The sequence below is a fragment of the Streptomyces sp. NBC_00568 genome (genome assembly GCF_026341855.1).
Taxonomy (GTDB): Bacteria; Actinomycetota; Actinomycetes; order Streptomycetales; family Streptomycetaceae; genus Streptomyces.
Genome location: NZ_JAPENW010000001.1, coordinates 1222357 through 1237739, shown reverse-complemented (window position 1 = coordinate 1237739; position 15383 = coordinate 1222357). Strand labels below are relative to the sequence as shown.

The following is a 15383-nucleotide window of genomic DNA, read 5'->3' as shown; positions in this document are numbered from 1 at the left end:
GATCGCGATCCGGGCCATGGGCTGACCCCGGACCGTACCCCCGGGTAAGGTGCGGACCCATGGGTGGCGAGAGCGCAATACGTACGGCCCCGCGCAGCGGTGGCGCAGGCAAGGGCCCGGTGGGCAGCAAGGCCGGACAGCGGTTGTCCGGACTGGCCGTCGCGCTGGGCCTGGTGCTGTTCCTCGGCGGATTCGCCTGGGGTGCGGTGGTCTATCTGCCTTACACCGTCCCCACGAGTTCGATGTCGCCGACGATCAACGTGGGCGATCGCGTGCTGGCCCAGCGCGTCGACGGGAGCGACATCCGCCGGGGTGACGTCGTCGTCTTCAAGGACAAGACCTGGGTCACCGGCGCGTCGGTGGTCAAGCGCGTGGTCGCCGTCGGCGGAGACACGGTCTCCTGCTGCACCAAGGGCAAGCTGACCGTCAACGGCAAGCAGATCGACGAACCGTATCTGCCCGAGGGAAGCCTCGCGGAGATCACGGACTTCCCGGCCGTGAAGGTCCCGAAGGGGCGGCTGTTCCTGCTCGGTGACGAGCGGCAGGGCTCCCTGGACTCCACCGCTCATCTCACGGACGCGGCCGGCGGCACCGTGGCGGTCGGCGCGGTGACGGCCCGGGTCGACGCCGTCGCCTGGCCGATGAACGGCATGCTCGAGCGCCCCACCGGCTTCGAGACGCTCGGCGCCCTGTCCCAGCCGGGACCGCTCCGCGCGAACGTCGCCCTGGTGATCGCCGGCGCCGTGCTCGTGCTGGGCGGCGCGGCCTATGGGCCCGTCGCCAAGAGGGTCGGCCGTTCTCGTACGGGCACGGAGTCCGCCGGTGCCCGCTGAGGCGGCGGACGGGGGCGAGGACGCGTACCGAGGCGGGCTGCGCAAGGTCGCCCGGGTCGTACTCCTCGACCCGCGGGACCGCGTCCTGCTGCTGCACGGCCACGAGCCGGACGATCCCTCGGACGACTGGTGGTTCACGCCGGGCGGCGGTCTGGAGGGCGACGAGACCCGGGAGCAGGCCGCTCTGCGGGAACTCGTGGAGGAGACCGGTATCACAGAGGTCGAACTGGGCCCGGTGCTGTGGCGGCGGATCTGCTCGTTCCCGTTCGCGGGGCGGCGCTGGGACCAGGACGAGTGGTACTTCCTCGCCCGTACCACCCAGACGGCCACGGCCGCCACGGGGCTGACGGACCTGGAGCGGCGCAGCGTCGCCGGAGCGCGCTGGTGGACGTGCCGGGAACTGACCGAGGCACATGAGACGGTGTATCCGACCAAGCTCGCCGAGCTGCTGCGCAGGGTGCTCGACGAGGGCCCCCCGGCCACGCCCGAGGTCCTCGACACGGAAATCGTCTAGGGGCTCTCGGGGCTGGCGCACAATAGGGGGACGCACGGCTGAAGGGGAACATGCCATGAGCGCCGAGGACCTCGAGAAGTACGAGACCGAGATGGAGCTGAAGCTCTATCGGGAGTACCGCGATGTCGTCGGTCTGTTCAAATATGTGATCGAGACCGAACGGCGCTTCTACCTCACCAACGACTACGAGATGCAGGTGCACTCGGTCCAGGGTGAGGTGTTTTTCGAGGTGTCCATGGCGGACGCCTGGGTGTGGGACATGTACCGGCCCGCTCGCTTCGTGAAACAGGTACGCGTCCTGACATTCAAGGACGTGAACATCGAGGAACTGAACAAGAGCGATCTGGAACTGCCGGGCGGCTGAAGTCCGGACGGCCGGACCGCGGGCTGAGGGGTTCAGGGAGGGGCAGGGGTCCCCGGCCGGCGGCTTCCCCCGGCGGCCGATGACGAGCGGTGATCGCGTGAGGGCGCGAGCGGGTGACGGAGATTTCCACAATCACCCGCTCGTCCACCAAGATCCAACAGCTGGGTGACATGGCCTCAGTGTCGGTGCCGGAGGTGGTGCCGACATGAAGACATCCGAGGCACGCAAAGCACTGGGCGCCTACGGCGAGGACCTGGCCGCACGACGCCTGACCGAGGCCGGCATGACGGTCCTGGCGCGCAACTGGCGCTGTGGCAGGACCGGCGAGATCGACATCGTGGCCCGGGACGGCGACGCGCTGGTCGTCTGCGAGGTCAAGACCCGCAGGGCGGGCGCGTTCCAGCATCCGATGGCGGCCGTCACACCGGCGAAGGCCCAGCGGCTGCGCGGCCTGGCCGAACGCTGGCTCCAGGAACACGGCGGAGCCCCACCGGGCGGTGTCCGCATCGACCTGATCGGCGTCGTCCTCCCCGAGCGCGGCGCGCCCCTGGTCGAGCACGCGCGGGGGGTGGCCTGATGGGGTTCGCGCGTACGTGTTCGGTCGCCCTGGTGGGCGTGGAGGGCGTCGTCGTCGAGGTCCAGGCGGACCTGGAGCCGGGCATCGCTGCCTTCACGCTGGTGGGGCTCCCCGACAAGAGCCTGACGGAGAGCCGCGACCGGGTCCGTGCCGCGGTGGTCAATTCCGGTGCGTCCTGGCCGCAGAAGAAGCTGACGGTGGGGCTGAGTCCGGCCTCCGTGCCCAAGGGCGGTTCGGGCTTCGACCTCGCCGTGGCCTGCGCGGTGCTGGGCGCCTCCGAGCGGATCGATCCCCGTGTGCTCGCCGACATCGTGATGATCGGGGAGCTCGGGCTCGACGGCAGGGTGCGGCCGGTCCGGGGCATCCTGCCGGCCGTGCTCGCCGCGGCGGACGCCGGATACGAGCAGGTGGTGGTGCCGGAGTGCGCGGCGGCCGAGGCCTCACTGGTGCCGGGCGTCTCGGTGCTCGGGGTCCGCAGCCTGCGTCAGCTGATCGCGGTGCTCGCGGACGAACCAGTGCCCGAGGAGGATCCGGACGAGCAGGGCCGCCCGGACCCCCTGCTGGCCGGCCTGCGCGTGCCCGGTACGGGCGAGGCCACCGGCCTGTGCGGCATCGCCGTGCCGGAGCACGACCGGGACCACGACCTCGGCGACGTGGTCGGCCAGCTGTCGGCACGCACCGCGATGGAGGTCGCGGCGGCGGGAGGCCATCACGTCTTCCTCCAAGGACCGCCCGGCGCGGGCAAGACGATGCTGGCCGAGCGGATGCCGTCGCTCATGCCCAGGCTGTCCCGGCAGGAATCCCTGGAGGTGACGGCGATCCACTCCGTCGCCGGCCTGCTGCCACCGGGGAAACCGATGGTGGACATCGCGCCCTACTGCGCACCCCACCATTCCGCGACCATGCAGTCGCTCGTCGGCGGCGGCAAGGGACTCGCACGGCCCGGCGCGGTGTCCCTGGCGCATCGCGGGGTGCTCTTCCTCGACGAGGCACCGGAATTCAGCGGCTTCGCGCTGGACGCCCTGCGGCAGCCGCTGGAAGCCGGGCACGTGGTGATCGCGCGCAGCGCCGGTGTCGTACGGTTCCCCGCGAAGTTCCTGATGGTGCTGGCCGCCAACCCCTGCCCCTGCGGCCGCTTCAGCACGACGAACGACTACTGCGAGTGCCCGCCCTCCGCCATCCGTCGCTACCAGGCGAGGCTCTCCGGACCGCTGCTCGACCGGGTCGATCTGCGCGTCGAGGTCGAGCCGGTCACCCGAGCCGAACTCACCGCACGCGGCGCGCGGGGCGAGTCGACCAAGACGGTCGCGGACCGGGTTCGAGCCGCCCGCGAGCGAGCCGCCGCGCGCCTGACCGGAACCCCCTGGCTCACCAACAGCGAGGTGCCCGGACGCGAGCTGCGCGGCCGCTGGCAGGCACGGTCGGGAGCCATGGACGAGGCCGAGCGAGGCCTGGAGCGCGGGCTGCTGACGGCCCGCGGGCTGGACAGGGTGCTCCGCGTCGCGTGGACGGTCGCGGACCTGTCGGGCCACGACCGGCCCGACGCCGGGGACGTCGCCCTGGCCCTCCAGCTGCGCACCGGAATCCCGCGCGGGGTACCGATGGCGATCGGCTCGCCGGCATGACGGACGACGAGCGCAGGGCCCGCGTCACGCTCTCCCGGGTCGTCGAACCGGGCGACGAGGTCTGCGGGCGCTGGCTCCGGGAGGTCGGGGCCCGGGAGGCGGTCCGGTGGCTGTACGGAGACGAGGGGCAGCCTCGGGGAATGACCGACAAGCGGTGGTCGGGGCTGAGGGCCCGGGCGGGGCGTGCCGACCCGGAGCGGGACCTCGCCCTCGCCCGGGACGCCGGGGTGCGGTTCGTCTGTCCCGGTGAATCCGAATGGCCCGCGCAGCTCGACGACCTGGGGGACGCCCGGCCCGTCGGACTGTGGGTGCGGGGGCGGGCCGCCCTGCGGATATGGGCGCTGCGGTCCGTCGCCGTCGTCGGCGCCCGGGCCTGCACCGAGTACGGCGCGCACATGGCGGCCACCCTCGGCGCCGGGCTCGCGGAGCGGGGCTGGGTGGTGGTGTCCGGCGGTGCGTACGGCATCGACGGTGCCGCGCACCGGGGCGCCCTCGGGGCGGGCGGCGCCACCGTCGCCGTGCTCGCCTGCGGTGTCGACCGGCCCTACCCGCGCGGACACACCCAGTTGATCACCAGGATCGCGGAACAGGGACTCGTGGTGGGGGAGTTGCCGCCCGGCGAGCATCCGACGCCGAGCAGATTCATCCTCAGGAACCGGGTCATCGCGGCGCTCACCCGGGGCACCGTGGTCGTCGAGGCGGCGTACCGCAGCGGAGCGCTGGTCACGGCCCGCTCGGCGCAGCGTCTGGGGCGGTTCACGATGGGCGTGCCGGGACCCGCCACCAGCGGACTCTCCGCGGGGGTGCACGAACTGCTGCGCGGGGAAGCCGTCCTGGTCTCCGACGCCGCGGAAGTCGCCGAACTGGTCGGTGACATGGGCGAGCTGGCGCCGGACCGGCGCGGACCCGTGCTGCCGCGCGACCTGCTGCACCCGGGTGCCGGACGTGTCCTGGCCGCCCTGCCGGCGCGGGGTTCCGCGGAGGCCCCGGAGATCGCCCGGAGAGCGGCGACCAGCACGGACGACGCGGTCGGGAGACTGTACGAACTCCGAGCACTTGGTTTCGTCGAACGACACGGCGACGGCTGGAAGTTGACACGCCAGGCGATGACCTCCGTCCGCGGTGATCGGGAGCGATGCTGACCGAGCGTGTTCGGCCGTCCGGGGGAACGCCGACACCCTTGGGAATACCTGCAGTTGGCGGCCCCCGGCGGTCACGCAGGGCAACCGTCACGACTCCGCGGAACGCGCCGGGGAAAGTCTTCGCGTGCGGGTGACAGCCCGCCCTTCGCGCACTGCGACTGCCCAGTCACGCTACGCTCACAAGGATCCGAAGCAGGCACGCGATCTCGGCATGACGCCGACAGGACACCCAGTCACTCCACAGTTCACGGCAGAACGGCACAAGGCGACGCATGCCCCAGCACACCTCCGGGTCCGACCGGACGGCGATCCCGCCAGCCGCCCGCGACGGCGGCAGCGTGCGCCCGCCCGCGCCCTCGACGCTCGACGAGTTGTGGCGGTCGTACAAGTCGACCGGTGACGAGCGGCTGCGGGAGCAGCTGATCCTGCATTACTCGCCGTTGGTGAAGTACGTCGCGGGCCGGGTCAGTGTGGGTCTGCCGGCCAACGTGGAACAGGCGGACTTCGTCTCGTCGGGGGTTTTCGGGCTGATCGACGCGATCGAGAAGTTCGACATCGAGCGGGAGATCAAGTTCGAGACGTACGCGATCACCCGGATCCGGGGCGCGATGATCGACGAGCTGCGGGCGCTGGACTGGATTCCCCGGTCGGTGCGGCAGAAGGCGCGCAATGTGGAGCGTGCCTACGCGACGCTGGAGGCCCGGTTGCGGCGCACGCCCTCGGAGGGTGAGGTGGCCGCGGAGATGGGCATCGGTGTGGAGGAACTCCATGCGGTGTTCAGTCAGTTGTCGCTGGCCAACGTGGTGGCGCTGGAGGAGCTGCTGCACGTGGGCGGCGAGGGCGGCGACCGGCTGAGTCTGATGGACACGCTGGAGGACACCGCCGCCGACAATCCGGTCGAGGTGGCGGAGGACCGGGAGCTGCGCAGGCTTCTGGCGCGGGCGATCAACACGCTGCCCGACCGGGAGAAGACCGTGGTCACGCTCTACTACTACGAGGGACTCACCCTCGCGGAGATCGGCAATGTGCTCGGGGTGACCGAGAGCCGGGTGAGTCAGATCCACACCAAGTCGGTGCTCCAGCTCCGCGCCAAGCTGGCCAGTTTCGGGCGCTGAGCCGGGTGGTGCCGCGGCGCAGGGCCGCCCTGGTGTCGCGGCCCCGGAGACGGCGCCACCGCGGTCGGCTGGGTCGAGTGGCTCCCGTCCGAGGCGGCGCGTCCGTACAGTGGTTGACGTGCCAAGGATTCGAGCGGCCTCCGTGGCCGAGCACCGGTCGATGCAGCGAGCCGCCCTGCTGGACGCTGCGCGGTCCCTGTTGTCCGAGGGCGGGACGGAAGCGCTGACCTTCCCGGCGCTCGCGGAGCGCACGGGGCTCGCGCGTTCCTCCGTGTACGAGTACTTCCGGTCCAGGGCGGCCGTCGTCGAGGAGCTGTGCGAGGTCGACTTTCCCGTCTGGGCGGCCGAGGTGTCGGCTGCGATGGCGGCGGCCGACGGCCCCGAGGGGAAGGTCGAGGCGTACGTACGCCGGCAGCTCGCCCTGGTCGGGGACCGGCGGCACCGGGCCGTGGTCGCCATCTCCGCGAGCGAACTCGACGCGGGTGCCCGGGACAAGATCCGGGCCGCGCACGGCGGGCTGGTCACGATGATCGGCGAGGCGCTCGGCGCGCTGGGACACGCCGAGCCGCGGCTGGCCGCGATGCTCCTGCAGGGCGTGGTGGACGCCGCGGTGCGGCGCATCGAACTGGGGGCCGCCGAGGACCCCTCGGCGATCACGGAGGCGGCCGTCGTGATGGCCCTGCGAGGCGTCCGGGGCTGAGTCCCGCCGCTGGTGTGCGCGGCTGGGCCCCGCCGGGCCGGAGCGCCCCTCCCGGCTCTCCGGTCCGAGTCCGTGGCGCTCACGGAGTAGTGGCCCTGTTCCTGGCGCTCACGGCGTCCTGGTCCGCGTTCGCGGCCTTCCCGCCCCCGGCGTGTGTTCGTGGACCCGACGGGTTCCGGCGCGGATTCGTGGTCCTCATGCCCCTCTGGCCTCGTGTCCGTTGCCCTCGGCTCCCGGGCCGTGGGTCAGGGCCGCGCGTCGCTCTCGTCGAGCGGGAGCAGGCGGGACGGGCCCGCGCTCAGGAGCCACGGCGGGAGCAGGGACAGCGGGTTCAGGTAGGTCCCGCCTCTGAGCAGCCCCCAGTGCAGACAGGCGGTCGGCCCGCAGTGGGCGTCCGTCTTCTCCAAGGCGCCCAGTGCCTCGCCCGCGAGGACCTCGTCGCCCTTGCGCACCGACGCCCGCACCGGACCGTACGTGGTCCGCAGCGGGGGCGTTCCCGTGTCCGACAGCTCCACCGAGACCACCCCGCGGCCCGCGACCCGGCCGGCGAAGGAGACCCGGCCGGGTGCGACGGCACGCACCGGAGTGCCGGGTTCGGCCGCGAGGTCGACACCGCGATGACCCCGGGAGTAGGCCGTCGCCGGGGGTTCCCAGCCCCGTACGACGGACGGGCGGACCCCCACGGGCCAGGCGCGGGCGACCGCCGGGACGGAGGGGTCCGCCGCCGGCGGAACGGCTGAGTCGGTCGCCGCCGGGAGGGTCGATCCGGCTCCCGGCGGAAGGGCGGCGTCCGCTGGGGGCGGGTCGGTGGAGCCGGCGCCCGGCACGGCGGCTGGGGGCGGGGGTGCGGGCGGGGGTGCGGGGCCGCTCCCATGGGCCAGGGCCGGGTGGGCCAGGGCCGAGGGAGGCAGGGCGCCCAGGACGGTCAGGGTCAGGCCCAGGAGCAGGCCCGGCCAGGTACGCGCACATCGGTTCACTCGCATGCGAGAACCGTCCCGCATCGAGCGGATCATGACCGGGATCTGTGGAGTACCGGCCGGTTGTGGACAGCGGCGTCACCCGGCCCCTCTCGGGTCCCGTACACTTCTGATGGCGATTCGGGTCACCGAGTCGACTTCGCACGCCCCGGCACCTGGTCGTCACCGACCGGTGTCAGCGCCTCTCGGTCCTTTGTGGCAAGGCGCATCGCGGGCGTCAGGCGCGAGTGCCGTCCGGCACACGCGGTACAACCGAGAACACCGAGGAGAACGGCCATGGCCGTCGTCACGATGCGGGAGCTGCTGGAAAGCGGCGTCCACTTCGGTCACCAGACCCGTCGTTGGAACCCGAAGATGAAGCGCTTCATCTTCACGGAGCGCAACGGCATCTACATCATCGACCTGCTCCAGTCGCTGTCGTACATCGACCGCGCCTACGAGTTCGTCAAGGAGACCGTCGCCCACGGCGGCACGGTCATGTTCGTCGGCACGAAGAAGCAGGCGCAGGAGGCCATCGCCGAGCAGGCCACCCGCGTCGGCATGCCCTACGTCAACCAGCGCTGGCTGGGCGGCATGCTCACCAACTTCTCGACCGTCTACAAGCGTCTGCAGCGCCTCAAGGAGCTCGAGCAGATCGACTTCGAGGACGTCGCCGCCTCCGGTCTCACCAAGAAGGAGCTTCTCGTGCTCTCGCGCGAGAAGGCCAAGCTGGAGAAGACCCTCGGTGGTATCCGCGAGATGCAGAAGGTGCCCAGCGCCGTCTGGATCGTGGACACCAAGAAGGAGCACATCGCGGTCGGCGAGGCCCGGAAGCTCAACATCCCGGTCGTCGCCATCCTCGACACCAACTGTGACCCCGACGAGGTCGACTACAAGATCCCGGGCAACGACGACGCGATCCGCTCCGTCACCCTGCTCACCCGCGTGATCGCCGACGCCGTCGCCGAGGGCCTCATCTCCCGCTCCGGTGCCGGTAAGGCCGCGGGTGACAAGGCCGCGGGCGAGCCGCTCGCCGCGTGGGAGCGCGACCTGCTCGAGGGCGAGAAGAAGGCCGACGAGCCCGAGGTCCAGACCTCCGCCGAGACGGAGAAGGTCGCCGACGCCGAGCAGGCCGAGGTTCCGGCCGCCGAGGCCGAGGCTGTCGAGGCGCCCGCCGCCGAGGCCCCCGCCGCGGAGGCCCCCGCCGCCGAGGCGCCGGCCACGGACGCCGAGCAGGCCTGACCCCTCACCCTTTCGGGTTTGTGAACGGCGGGGGCCCACAAAGCCCCCGCCGTTCGTCCCGTAGATCTTCAGACTTCGAGAGAGATTCCAGGAATCATGGCGAACTACACCGCCGCCGACGTCAAGAAGCTCCGTGAGCTCACCGGCGCCGGCATGATGGACTGCAAGAAGGCGCTGGACGAGGCCGAGGGCAGCGTCGACAAGGCCGTCGAGGCTCTGCGCATCAAGGGCCAGAAGGGCGTCGCTAAGCGCGAGGGCCGCTCCGCCGAGAACGGCGCCGTGGTCTCCATCATCGCTGACGACAACACCTCCGGTGTCCTGGTCGAGCTGAAGTGCGAGACGGACTTCGTCGCCAAGGGCGAGAAGTTCCAGGCCGTCGCCAACCAGATCGCCCAGCACGTCGCCGCCACCTCCCCGGCGGACATCGCCGCGCTCCTCGGCTCCGAGATCGAGCCGGGCAAGACGGTTCAGGCGTTCGTCGACGAGGCCAACGCCAACCTGGGCGAGAAGATCGTCCTGGACCGCTTCGCCCAGTTCTCCGGCGCCTTCGTGTCCGCGTACATGCACCGCACCATGCCCGACCTGCCCCCGCAGATCGGTGTTCTGGTCGAGCTGGACAAGGCCGACGCCGACCTCGCCAAGGGCATCGCGCAGCACATCGCCGCCTTCGCGCCGAAGTACCTCTCCCGTGAGGACGTCCCGGCCGAGGTCGTCGAGACCGAGCGTCGCGTCGCCGAGGAGACCACCCGCGCCGAGGGCAAGCCCGAGGCCGCCCTCCCCAAGATCGTCGAGGGTCGCGTCAACGGCTTCTTCAAGGAGGCCACCCTCCTCGGTCAGCCGTACGCGCTCGACAACAAGAAGTCCGTCCAGAAGGTTCTGGACGAGGCCGGTGTCACCCTGAAGCGCTTCTCGCGCATCAAGGTCGGCATCTGAGTCCGTACGGCGATCGACGCGCGACCCCGATAGGGTCGACAGCAGTCGTCCGCGTACGCCGGCACCCACGCGCGGGTGCCGGACGACAGCAGATCTGACGAGGAGGCCATTGCCGAGCATGGGATGCGAACAACACCCCACCGGCAATGGCCTTCTTCGTATGTGCACCATGAGGAGATCTCCATGACCACCACCCAGGCCGGCAAGGGCGATAAGACCGACGACGGCAAAGGCGCGGGACGCTTTCTGCTGAAGCTTTCCGGCGAGGCGTTCGCCGGTGGCGGCGGACTGGGCGTCGATCCCGACGTGGTGCACAAGATCGCCCGCGAGATCGCGGCCGTCGTGCGCGGCGGTGCCCAGATCGCCGTCGTCATCGGCGGCGGCAACTTCTTCCGCGGGGCCGAACTCCAGCAGCGCGGCATGGACCGGGCGCGCTCCGACTACATGGGCATGCTCGGCACGGTCATGAACTGCCTCGCTCTCCAGGACTTCCTGGAGAAGGAGGGCATCGACAGCCGCGTCCAGACCGCCATCACCATGGGCCAGGTCGCGGAGCCGTACATCCCGCTGCGCGGCGTGCGGCACCTGGAGAAGGGCCGTGTGGTCATCTTCGGCGCCGGCATGGGCATGCCGTACTTCTCCACCGACACCACGGCCGCCCAGCGCGCCCTGGAGATCGACGCCGAGGCGCTCCTCATGGGCAAGAACGGCGTGGACGGTGTCTACGACTCCGACCCGAAGACCAACCCCGAGGCCGTCAAGTTCGATTCGCTCAGCTACGGCGAGGTCATCACCCGGGACCTCAAGGTCGCCGACATGACCGCCATCACGCTGTGCCGGGACAACAAGCTGCCGATCCTGGTCTTCGAGCTCCTGGCGGAGGGCAATATCGCGCGGGCGGTCAAGGGTGAGAAGATCGGCACACTCGTGGGCGACCAGAGCGGCCGCGCCTGACGGGGAACGCTCCGGACCGGGCACCAGTCCCGGTCCAGGACGGACCCTGGCCGGGGGATGGACAATGTCCTGCCGGTCCGGAACCGTGCAGTAATAAGACGCGACGCAGCCGGCTGCCGACCCCGACGAGGAAACAGCTGCCGGGCCTACTCAAGACACGCAGGAGCAAGTGGTGATCGAAGAGACCCTCCTCGAGGCCGAGGAGAAGATGGAGAAGGCCGTCGTGGTCGCCAAGGAGGACTTCGCCGCGATCCGCACCGGCCGTGCGCACCCGGCGATGTTCAACAAGATCGTGGCCGACTACTACGGCGCGCTGACGCCGATCAACCAGCTGGCCTCGTTCTCGGTGCCGGAGCCGCGCATGGCCGTGGTGACGCCGTTCGACAAGAGCGCGCTGCGCAACATCGAGCAGGCGATCCGTGACTCCGACCTGGGCGTCAACCCCAGCAACGACGGCAACATCATCCGGGTGACGTTCCCCGAGCTGACGGAAGAGCGTCGCAAGGAGTACATCAAGGTCGCGCGGACCAAGGGCGAGGACGCCAAGGTCTCGATCCGCGCCGTGCGCCGCAAGGCGAAGGACGCTCTCGACAAGCTCGTCAAGGACAAGGAGTCCGGCGAGGACGAGGTCCGCCGCGCGGAGAAGGAGCTCGACGACACCACGGCGAAGTACGTCGCCCAGGTGGACGAGCTCCTGAAGCACAAGGAAGCGGAGCTGCTCGAGGTCTGATGAACGACTCTTCCTGGGGGGCGCCGCCACAAGCCGGGTACTGGGGGCCGTCCGAGCAGGGACCTGTCCAGGGGGCAACCCCGGCGGGTCCCACGTACGATGCGCATGACGCGCAGCACACTCGGCCCATGCCCACCGTGCCCGACGTACCCGCACATGGCGGAGACCAGGATGACGACAGGGGGGCCGCTCGGCTGAGCGGCCCTTCGGTCCGCGACGAGACACCCACGACGGCGCCCTACGGGGATCCGTCACACAACCCGCAGATTTCGCAGGAGCCCATGCCCAGCGCCGCCCCCCAGCCCGCCCCCGCACCTCAGAAGAAGAGTGCGGGACGCGACTTGGGCGCGGCCATAGGAGTGGGCGTCGGTCTCGGTGCGGTGATCGTCGCGTCGTTGTTCGTCGTCAAGGCCGTCTTCGTCGGGGTGATAGCGGTCGCCGTGGTGGTGGGACTCTGGGAGCTCACCTCACGGCTGGAGGAGCGCAAGGGCATCAAGGCGCCTCTCGTGCCGCTGGCAGTCGGCGGGGCCGCCATGGTCGTCGCCGGATATGTGCGCGGTGCCGAGGGCGCGTGGGTCGCCATGGCGCTCACCGCACTGGCCGTTCTGGTCTGGCGGATGACGGAACCGCCCGAGGGCTACCTCAAGGACGTCACGGCGGGGGTCTTCGCGGCCTTCTACGTGCCGTTCCTGGCGACCTTCGTGGCCATGATGCTCACGGCCGACGACGGCCCGCGCCGCGTGCTGACCTTCCTGCTCCTGACGGTCGTCAGCGACACCGGCGCGTACGCCGTCGGCTGGCGCTTCGGCAAGCACAAGCTGGCACCGCGGATCAGCCCCGGAAAGACCCGTGAGGGTCTGTTCGGAGCGGTCACCTTCGCGATGGCGGCGGGTGCGCTGTGCATGCAGTACCTGATCGACGACGGCACCTGGTGGCAGGGTCTGATCCTCGGCCTCGCGGTCGCGGCCAGCGCCACGCTGGGTGACCTCGGCGAGTCCATGATCAAGCGGGACCTCGGCATCAAGGACATGGGCACCCTGCTGCCGGGCCACGGCGGCATCATGGACCGTCTGGACTCCTTGCTCCCGACGGCTCCGGTGGTCTGGCTGCTGCTCGTGCTCTTCGTCGGTTCCGGCTGATCGGCGCCTTCCCGCACCCAGCCACTTCGCGCACAGCCACCTCGCACGCCGCTATTCCGCACGCAGCTATTCCGCGCACAGCTGCTCCGTGCGCAGCTACGACACCACCCCTTCGGGTCATCTGATCACCGCACCGTGATCCATGTGACCGGGAGGGGTGGTGTCGTATTCGTGCGGCCGGCCGTCCTGCCATTCCACCCAGCGCGGATCGTCCAGGAGGTCCCCCGCGTCCGGGAGTCCCGCGCGGCGCAGGAACTCGACCAGATCGGCGTCGCTGTGGGCGATGCCGGCGTTCCGGGCGCGGATCGTCACCCGGCGGCCGCCGGTTCCCGTCGCGCGCTGGACGACGATGGGTGCGCCGCACCCGTCCTCGGGCTGTGCGTTTTCGTGGTTCACAGGACACCCAGATCCGTGTCGGGGCGGCAGTACGGGCATGCCGTGACGCCGTCTTCGGTGAGCGCCCTGAGGGCCTGCTCGCGTGCCAGTGGTTTCGTGTTCTTTCCCGCCATGCCGCAGTCGCCCGTGTGGACGGCGTCGGGGGTGGCCTTGCCGTCGCCCGCACGCCGCATCGCGAGCTTCCATCCGCGCGGCGGTGGGGGCAAGGTGCGGGCGGCGCGGGTGGCCATGACTTCCTGCCGCTCCAGTTCGGCGATGGTGTCGTCGGTGCGGCGCAGTTGCCAGAGCAGCCATGCGCGGACGCTGCGCAGGTGCTCCAGGCGGGACACTGATTCGTACACGTATTCGATTCTAGGGCTTGGCGTGACCTCGCGGCAGCACCCTGCCCGTGTCGCTGTCCCTGCCGGGGTGCCAGTGGGGGCGTTGTCGAGGTCGGAGCCGGGGTCGGAGCCGGGGTCCAGTTCGGTGCAGGTCGGAGTGAGGGCCGGAACCGGGGCGAGGTCGTAGCCGTGGCAGTGGCCCCAGCGTGAGCCTGACGTCGACGGCGGCGGACCTGGAACGCGTGGAGTGGAGCTCCCTCGCCGCGGCGAGGGAGGGAGACGCAGGTCACATTCAGTCGTGTCACATCGTGGGGAGTCGTTCCGTCGAAGAGGTGTAACCACGAACGACGACACAGGAGAGCATCATGGAAGCTCGGTTGAACCTCTTCGCCAGCCCGGTCGCGGCCAAGTTCACCAGGCACATCGTCGCTGCGGGCAAGGCGCTCGACGACTCGGGTCTGCCGGCCGCGACGCAGGAACTGGTGAAGCTGCGCGCCAGCCAGATCAATGGCTGCGGGTTCTGCACCGACATGCACACCAAGGACGCCACCGCCGCGGGTGAGACCTCGGTGCGTCTCAACCTGGTCGCGGCCTGGCGGGAGGCCACGGTGTTCACCGACGCCGAGCGCGCCGCCCTGGAGCTGACGGAGCAGGGCACCCGTATCGCCGACGCGGCCGGCGGGGTCACGGACGAGTGCTGGGCGAACGCCGCCAAGTACTACGACGAGGAGCAGCTCGCCGCGCTGGTGTGCTGCATCGCCATCATCAACGCGTTCAACCGCGGGAACGTCATCGTCCAGCAGCCCGCCGGCGGCTACCAGCCCGGCCAGTTCGCGTAACCCGCGACCGCTCGGGCCGTCCGGGGCTGCTCGGGACCGCCGGGGGGACCCGTCCGGGCCGTCGACGGTGGCCGCGGCCGCACGCGCTCCGGGCGTCCCTCTCGCGGGGGCTCGGGGCGGCGGCCGACGCTGCTTGATCCCGCGTCGGCGGCTGTACGGCGCGCCGGGCTGCCCGCCGTCCGGAGGTCGTCCGGCGGACTGCCCCTCGCGTGGCGACGGTCCAGCGCGGGGCGCCGTGCGCAGTCGCGGTCGTCGCGCTCGCGGTCCCGGAGAACCAGGACGTACGGCCGCGCGCGGGACGCACCGCGACGGTCCGCGCCAGGTCGCGGGCGGCGCCCGTCGGCTCCGCCTCCCCGTTCAGGCTCTGCCGGCTTCGTGGAAGCTGTCCGCCCCGAACCCTTCCCAGTCGACGGTCATGGCGTCCGCCGTCAGCCCGTACACCCGCCCCACCGTCCGGTCGGTGTTGCCGTCAGCGCACTTGAGTCTGACGACATACAGTCCGTCCTCTTTGGACACCTTGCCCCGGCAGTGGTGCTTGCCGGTCACTTCGGCCCGCCAGCCATCGTCGATGCTGAGCCTGACTCTGTCTTCGGCGAACCCGTAGGTGAGAGAGATCCAGATGCCGGGGAGTGGGACATCGGCGTTGTCGCCGGTGTCCTCCCTGCCGGGCCGGTCGGCCGCGCTGTCGGAGCCCGCCGTCGCCGTCGGCGTAGGCCTCGAGGAGGACTTCGCTCCCTCGGACTCCGTACCGCCGCATCCGGACAAGGCGACGCCTGCCGCCAGGACCACCCCGGCGGCCTTGTGTATCCGCTTGACCACGTCACCCCTTCGAAGAACCAGCCGTACGACCCGCCCCAGGGCGACTGCGCTGGTCAGGGCGCGCTGAGGCTATCAACACGCCACGCGCCGCATCGGCGTCGGAGACCTCGGCGAACACCGGGGGAGGCTTCCGGTACGTACAGGTCCGCTTCCTGCGGCTCGGGTCCCACCCGCGTACGTGATCT

At 70.9% G+C, this 15383-nt stretch carries 18 protein-coding genes; 14 read left to right on the top strand and 4 right to left on the bottom strand.

Going from position 1 to position 15383, the window contains the following annotated elements; translation table 11 throughout:
* The first annotated feature begins 59 nt into the window (after positions 1–59).
* The 8 genes from lepB (at position 60) to OOK38_RS05095 (ending at position 6870) form a co-directional block, all read left to right on the top strand.
* Positions 60–833, top strand: a complete 774-nt coding sequence (gene lepB, locus OOK38_RS05130; RefSeq protein ID WP_266848159.1) for a signal peptidase I — start codon at positions 60–62, stop codon at positions 831–833.
* On the top strand, positions 823–1347 hold the full coding sequence (locus OOK38_RS05125; protein WP_266763190.1) for an NUDIX hydrolase: 525 nt from the start codon (positions 823–825) through the stop codon (positions 1345–1347). The genes lepB and OOK38_RS05125 overlap by 11 nt, the downstream gene beginning before the upstream one ends.
* A gap of 55 nt (positions 1348–1402) precedes the next feature.
* Positions 1403–1711 carry a DUF2469 domain-containing protein gene (locus OOK38_RS05120; RefSeq protein WP_003965949.1) on the top strand — a complete coding sequence of 103 codons (309 nt, stop codon included), beginning with the start codon at positions 1403–1405 and terminating at the stop codon, positions 1709–1711.
* Positions 1712–1916: 205 nt separating this feature from the next.
* On the top strand, positions 1917–2288 hold the full coding sequence (locus OOK38_RS05115; RefSeq protein ID WP_266763191.1) for a YraN family protein: 372 nt from the start codon (positions 1917–1919) through the stop codon (positions 2286–2288).
* The gene (locus OOK38_RS05110; protein WP_266763192.1) at positions 2288–3913 is read left to right on the top strand and encodes a YifB family Mg chelatase-like AAA ATPase; all 1626 of its coding nucleotides are present in this window, start codon (positions 2288–2290) and stop codon (positions 3911–3913) included. Before OOK38_RS05115 ends, OOK38_RS05110 begins: the two co-directional genes overlap by 1 nt.
* The gene (gene dprA, locus OOK38_RS05105; protein ID WP_266763193.1) at positions 3910–5055 is read left to right on the top strand and encodes a DNA-processing protein DprA; all 1146 of its coding nucleotides are present in this window, start codon (positions 3910–3912) and stop codon (positions 5053–5055) included. The genes OOK38_RS05110 and dprA overlap by 4 nt, the downstream gene beginning before the upstream one ends.
* Before the next feature lie 272 nt (positions 5056–5327).
* Complete coding sequence (gene whiG / locus OOK38_RS05100; RefSeq protein ID WP_261708294.1) at positions 5328–6170, top strand: RNA polymerase sigma factor WhiG; 843 nt, start codon at positions 5328–5330, stop codon at positions 6168–6170.
* Between the two features lie 142 nt (positions 6171–6312).
* Positions 6313–6870, top strand: a complete 558-nt coding sequence (locus OOK38_RS05095) for a TetR/AcrR family transcriptional regulator (RefSeq protein WP_266765872.1) — start codon at positions 6313–6315, stop codon at positions 6868–6870.
* Positions 6871–7115: 245 nt separating this feature from the next.
* On the opposite strand, the gene OOK38_RS05090 is transcribed toward OOK38_RS05095, so the two are convergent.
* Positions 7116–7817 (bottom strand): peptidoglycan DD-metalloendopeptidase family protein, encoded by a 702-nt coding sequence (locus OOK38_RS05090; RefSeq protein ID WP_323178839.1) that lies wholly within the window; start codon positions 7815–7817, stop codon positions 7116–7118.
* A gap of 306 nt (positions 7818–8123) precedes the next feature.
* On the opposite strand from OOK38_RS05090, the gene rpsB reads away from it, so the two are divergent.
* From rpsB to OOK38_RS05065, 5 genes are all read left to right on the top strand, one after another.
* A complete protein-coding gene (gene rpsB / locus OOK38_RS05085) occupies positions 8124–9068 on the top strand; it encodes a 30S ribosomal protein S2 (RefSeq protein WP_266763195.1) in 945 nt (314 codons plus the stop codon).
* Between the two features lie 96 nt (positions 9069–9164).
* Positions 9165–10001 carry a translation elongation factor Ts gene (gene tsf, locus OOK38_RS05080; protein WP_266763196.1) on the top strand — a complete coding sequence of 279 codons (837 nt, stop codon included), beginning with the start codon at positions 9165–9167 and terminating at the stop codon, positions 9999–10001.
* Positions 10002–10184: 183 nt separating this feature from the next.
* The gene (pyrH, locus tag OOK38_RS05075) at positions 10185–10955 is read left to right on the top strand and encodes a UMP kinase (protein ID WP_266763197.1); all 771 of its coding nucleotides are present in this window, start codon (positions 10185–10187) and stop codon (positions 10953–10955) included.
* A 172-nt stretch (positions 10956–11127) separates the two neighbouring features.
* Positions 11128–11685: a ribosome recycling factor gene (frr, locus tag OOK38_RS05070; RefSeq protein ID WP_266763198.1), complete on the top strand. Its 558-nt coding sequence runs from the start codon at positions 11128–11130 to the stop codon at positions 11683–11685.
* Positions 11685–12824 carry a phosphatidate cytidylyltransferase gene (locus tag OOK38_RS05065; protein ID WP_266763199.1) on the top strand — a complete coding sequence of 380 codons (1140 nt, stop codon included), beginning with the start codon at positions 11685–11687 and terminating at the stop codon, positions 12822–12824. Before frr ends, OOK38_RS05065 begins: the two co-directional genes overlap by 1 nt.
* Positions 12825–12941: 117 nt before the next feature.
* On the opposite strand, the gene OOK38_RS05060 is transcribed toward OOK38_RS05065, so the two are convergent.
* Positions 12942–13220, bottom strand: a complete 279-nt coding sequence (locus tag OOK38_RS05060; protein WP_266763200.1) for a hypothetical protein — start codon at positions 13218–13220, stop codon at positions 12942–12944.
* Positions 13217–13561: a DUF6233 domain-containing protein gene (locus OOK38_RS05055; RefSeq protein ID WP_266763201.1), complete on the bottom strand. Its 345-nt coding sequence runs from the start codon at positions 13559–13561 to the stop codon at positions 13217–13219. The genes OOK38_RS05060 and OOK38_RS05055 overlap by 4 nt, the downstream gene beginning before the upstream one ends.
* Before the next feature lie 344 nt (positions 13562–13905).
* Here OOK38_RS05055 and OOK38_RS05050 point away from each other — a divergent pair, with 344 nt between their 5' ends.
* Positions 13906–14379, top strand: a complete 474-nt coding sequence (locus tag OOK38_RS05050; RefSeq protein WP_266763202.1) for a carboxymuconolactone decarboxylase family protein — start codon at positions 13906–13908, stop codon at positions 14377–14379.
* 357 nt (positions 14380–14736) lie between these two features.
* On the opposite strand, the gene OOK38_RS05045 is transcribed toward OOK38_RS05050, so the two are convergent.
* Positions 14737–15168: a hypothetical protein gene (locus OOK38_RS05045; protein ID WP_266763203.1), complete on the bottom strand. Its 432-nt coding sequence runs from the start codon at positions 15166–15168 to the stop codon at positions 14737–14739.
* Positions 15169–15383: the final 215 nt, after the last annotated feature.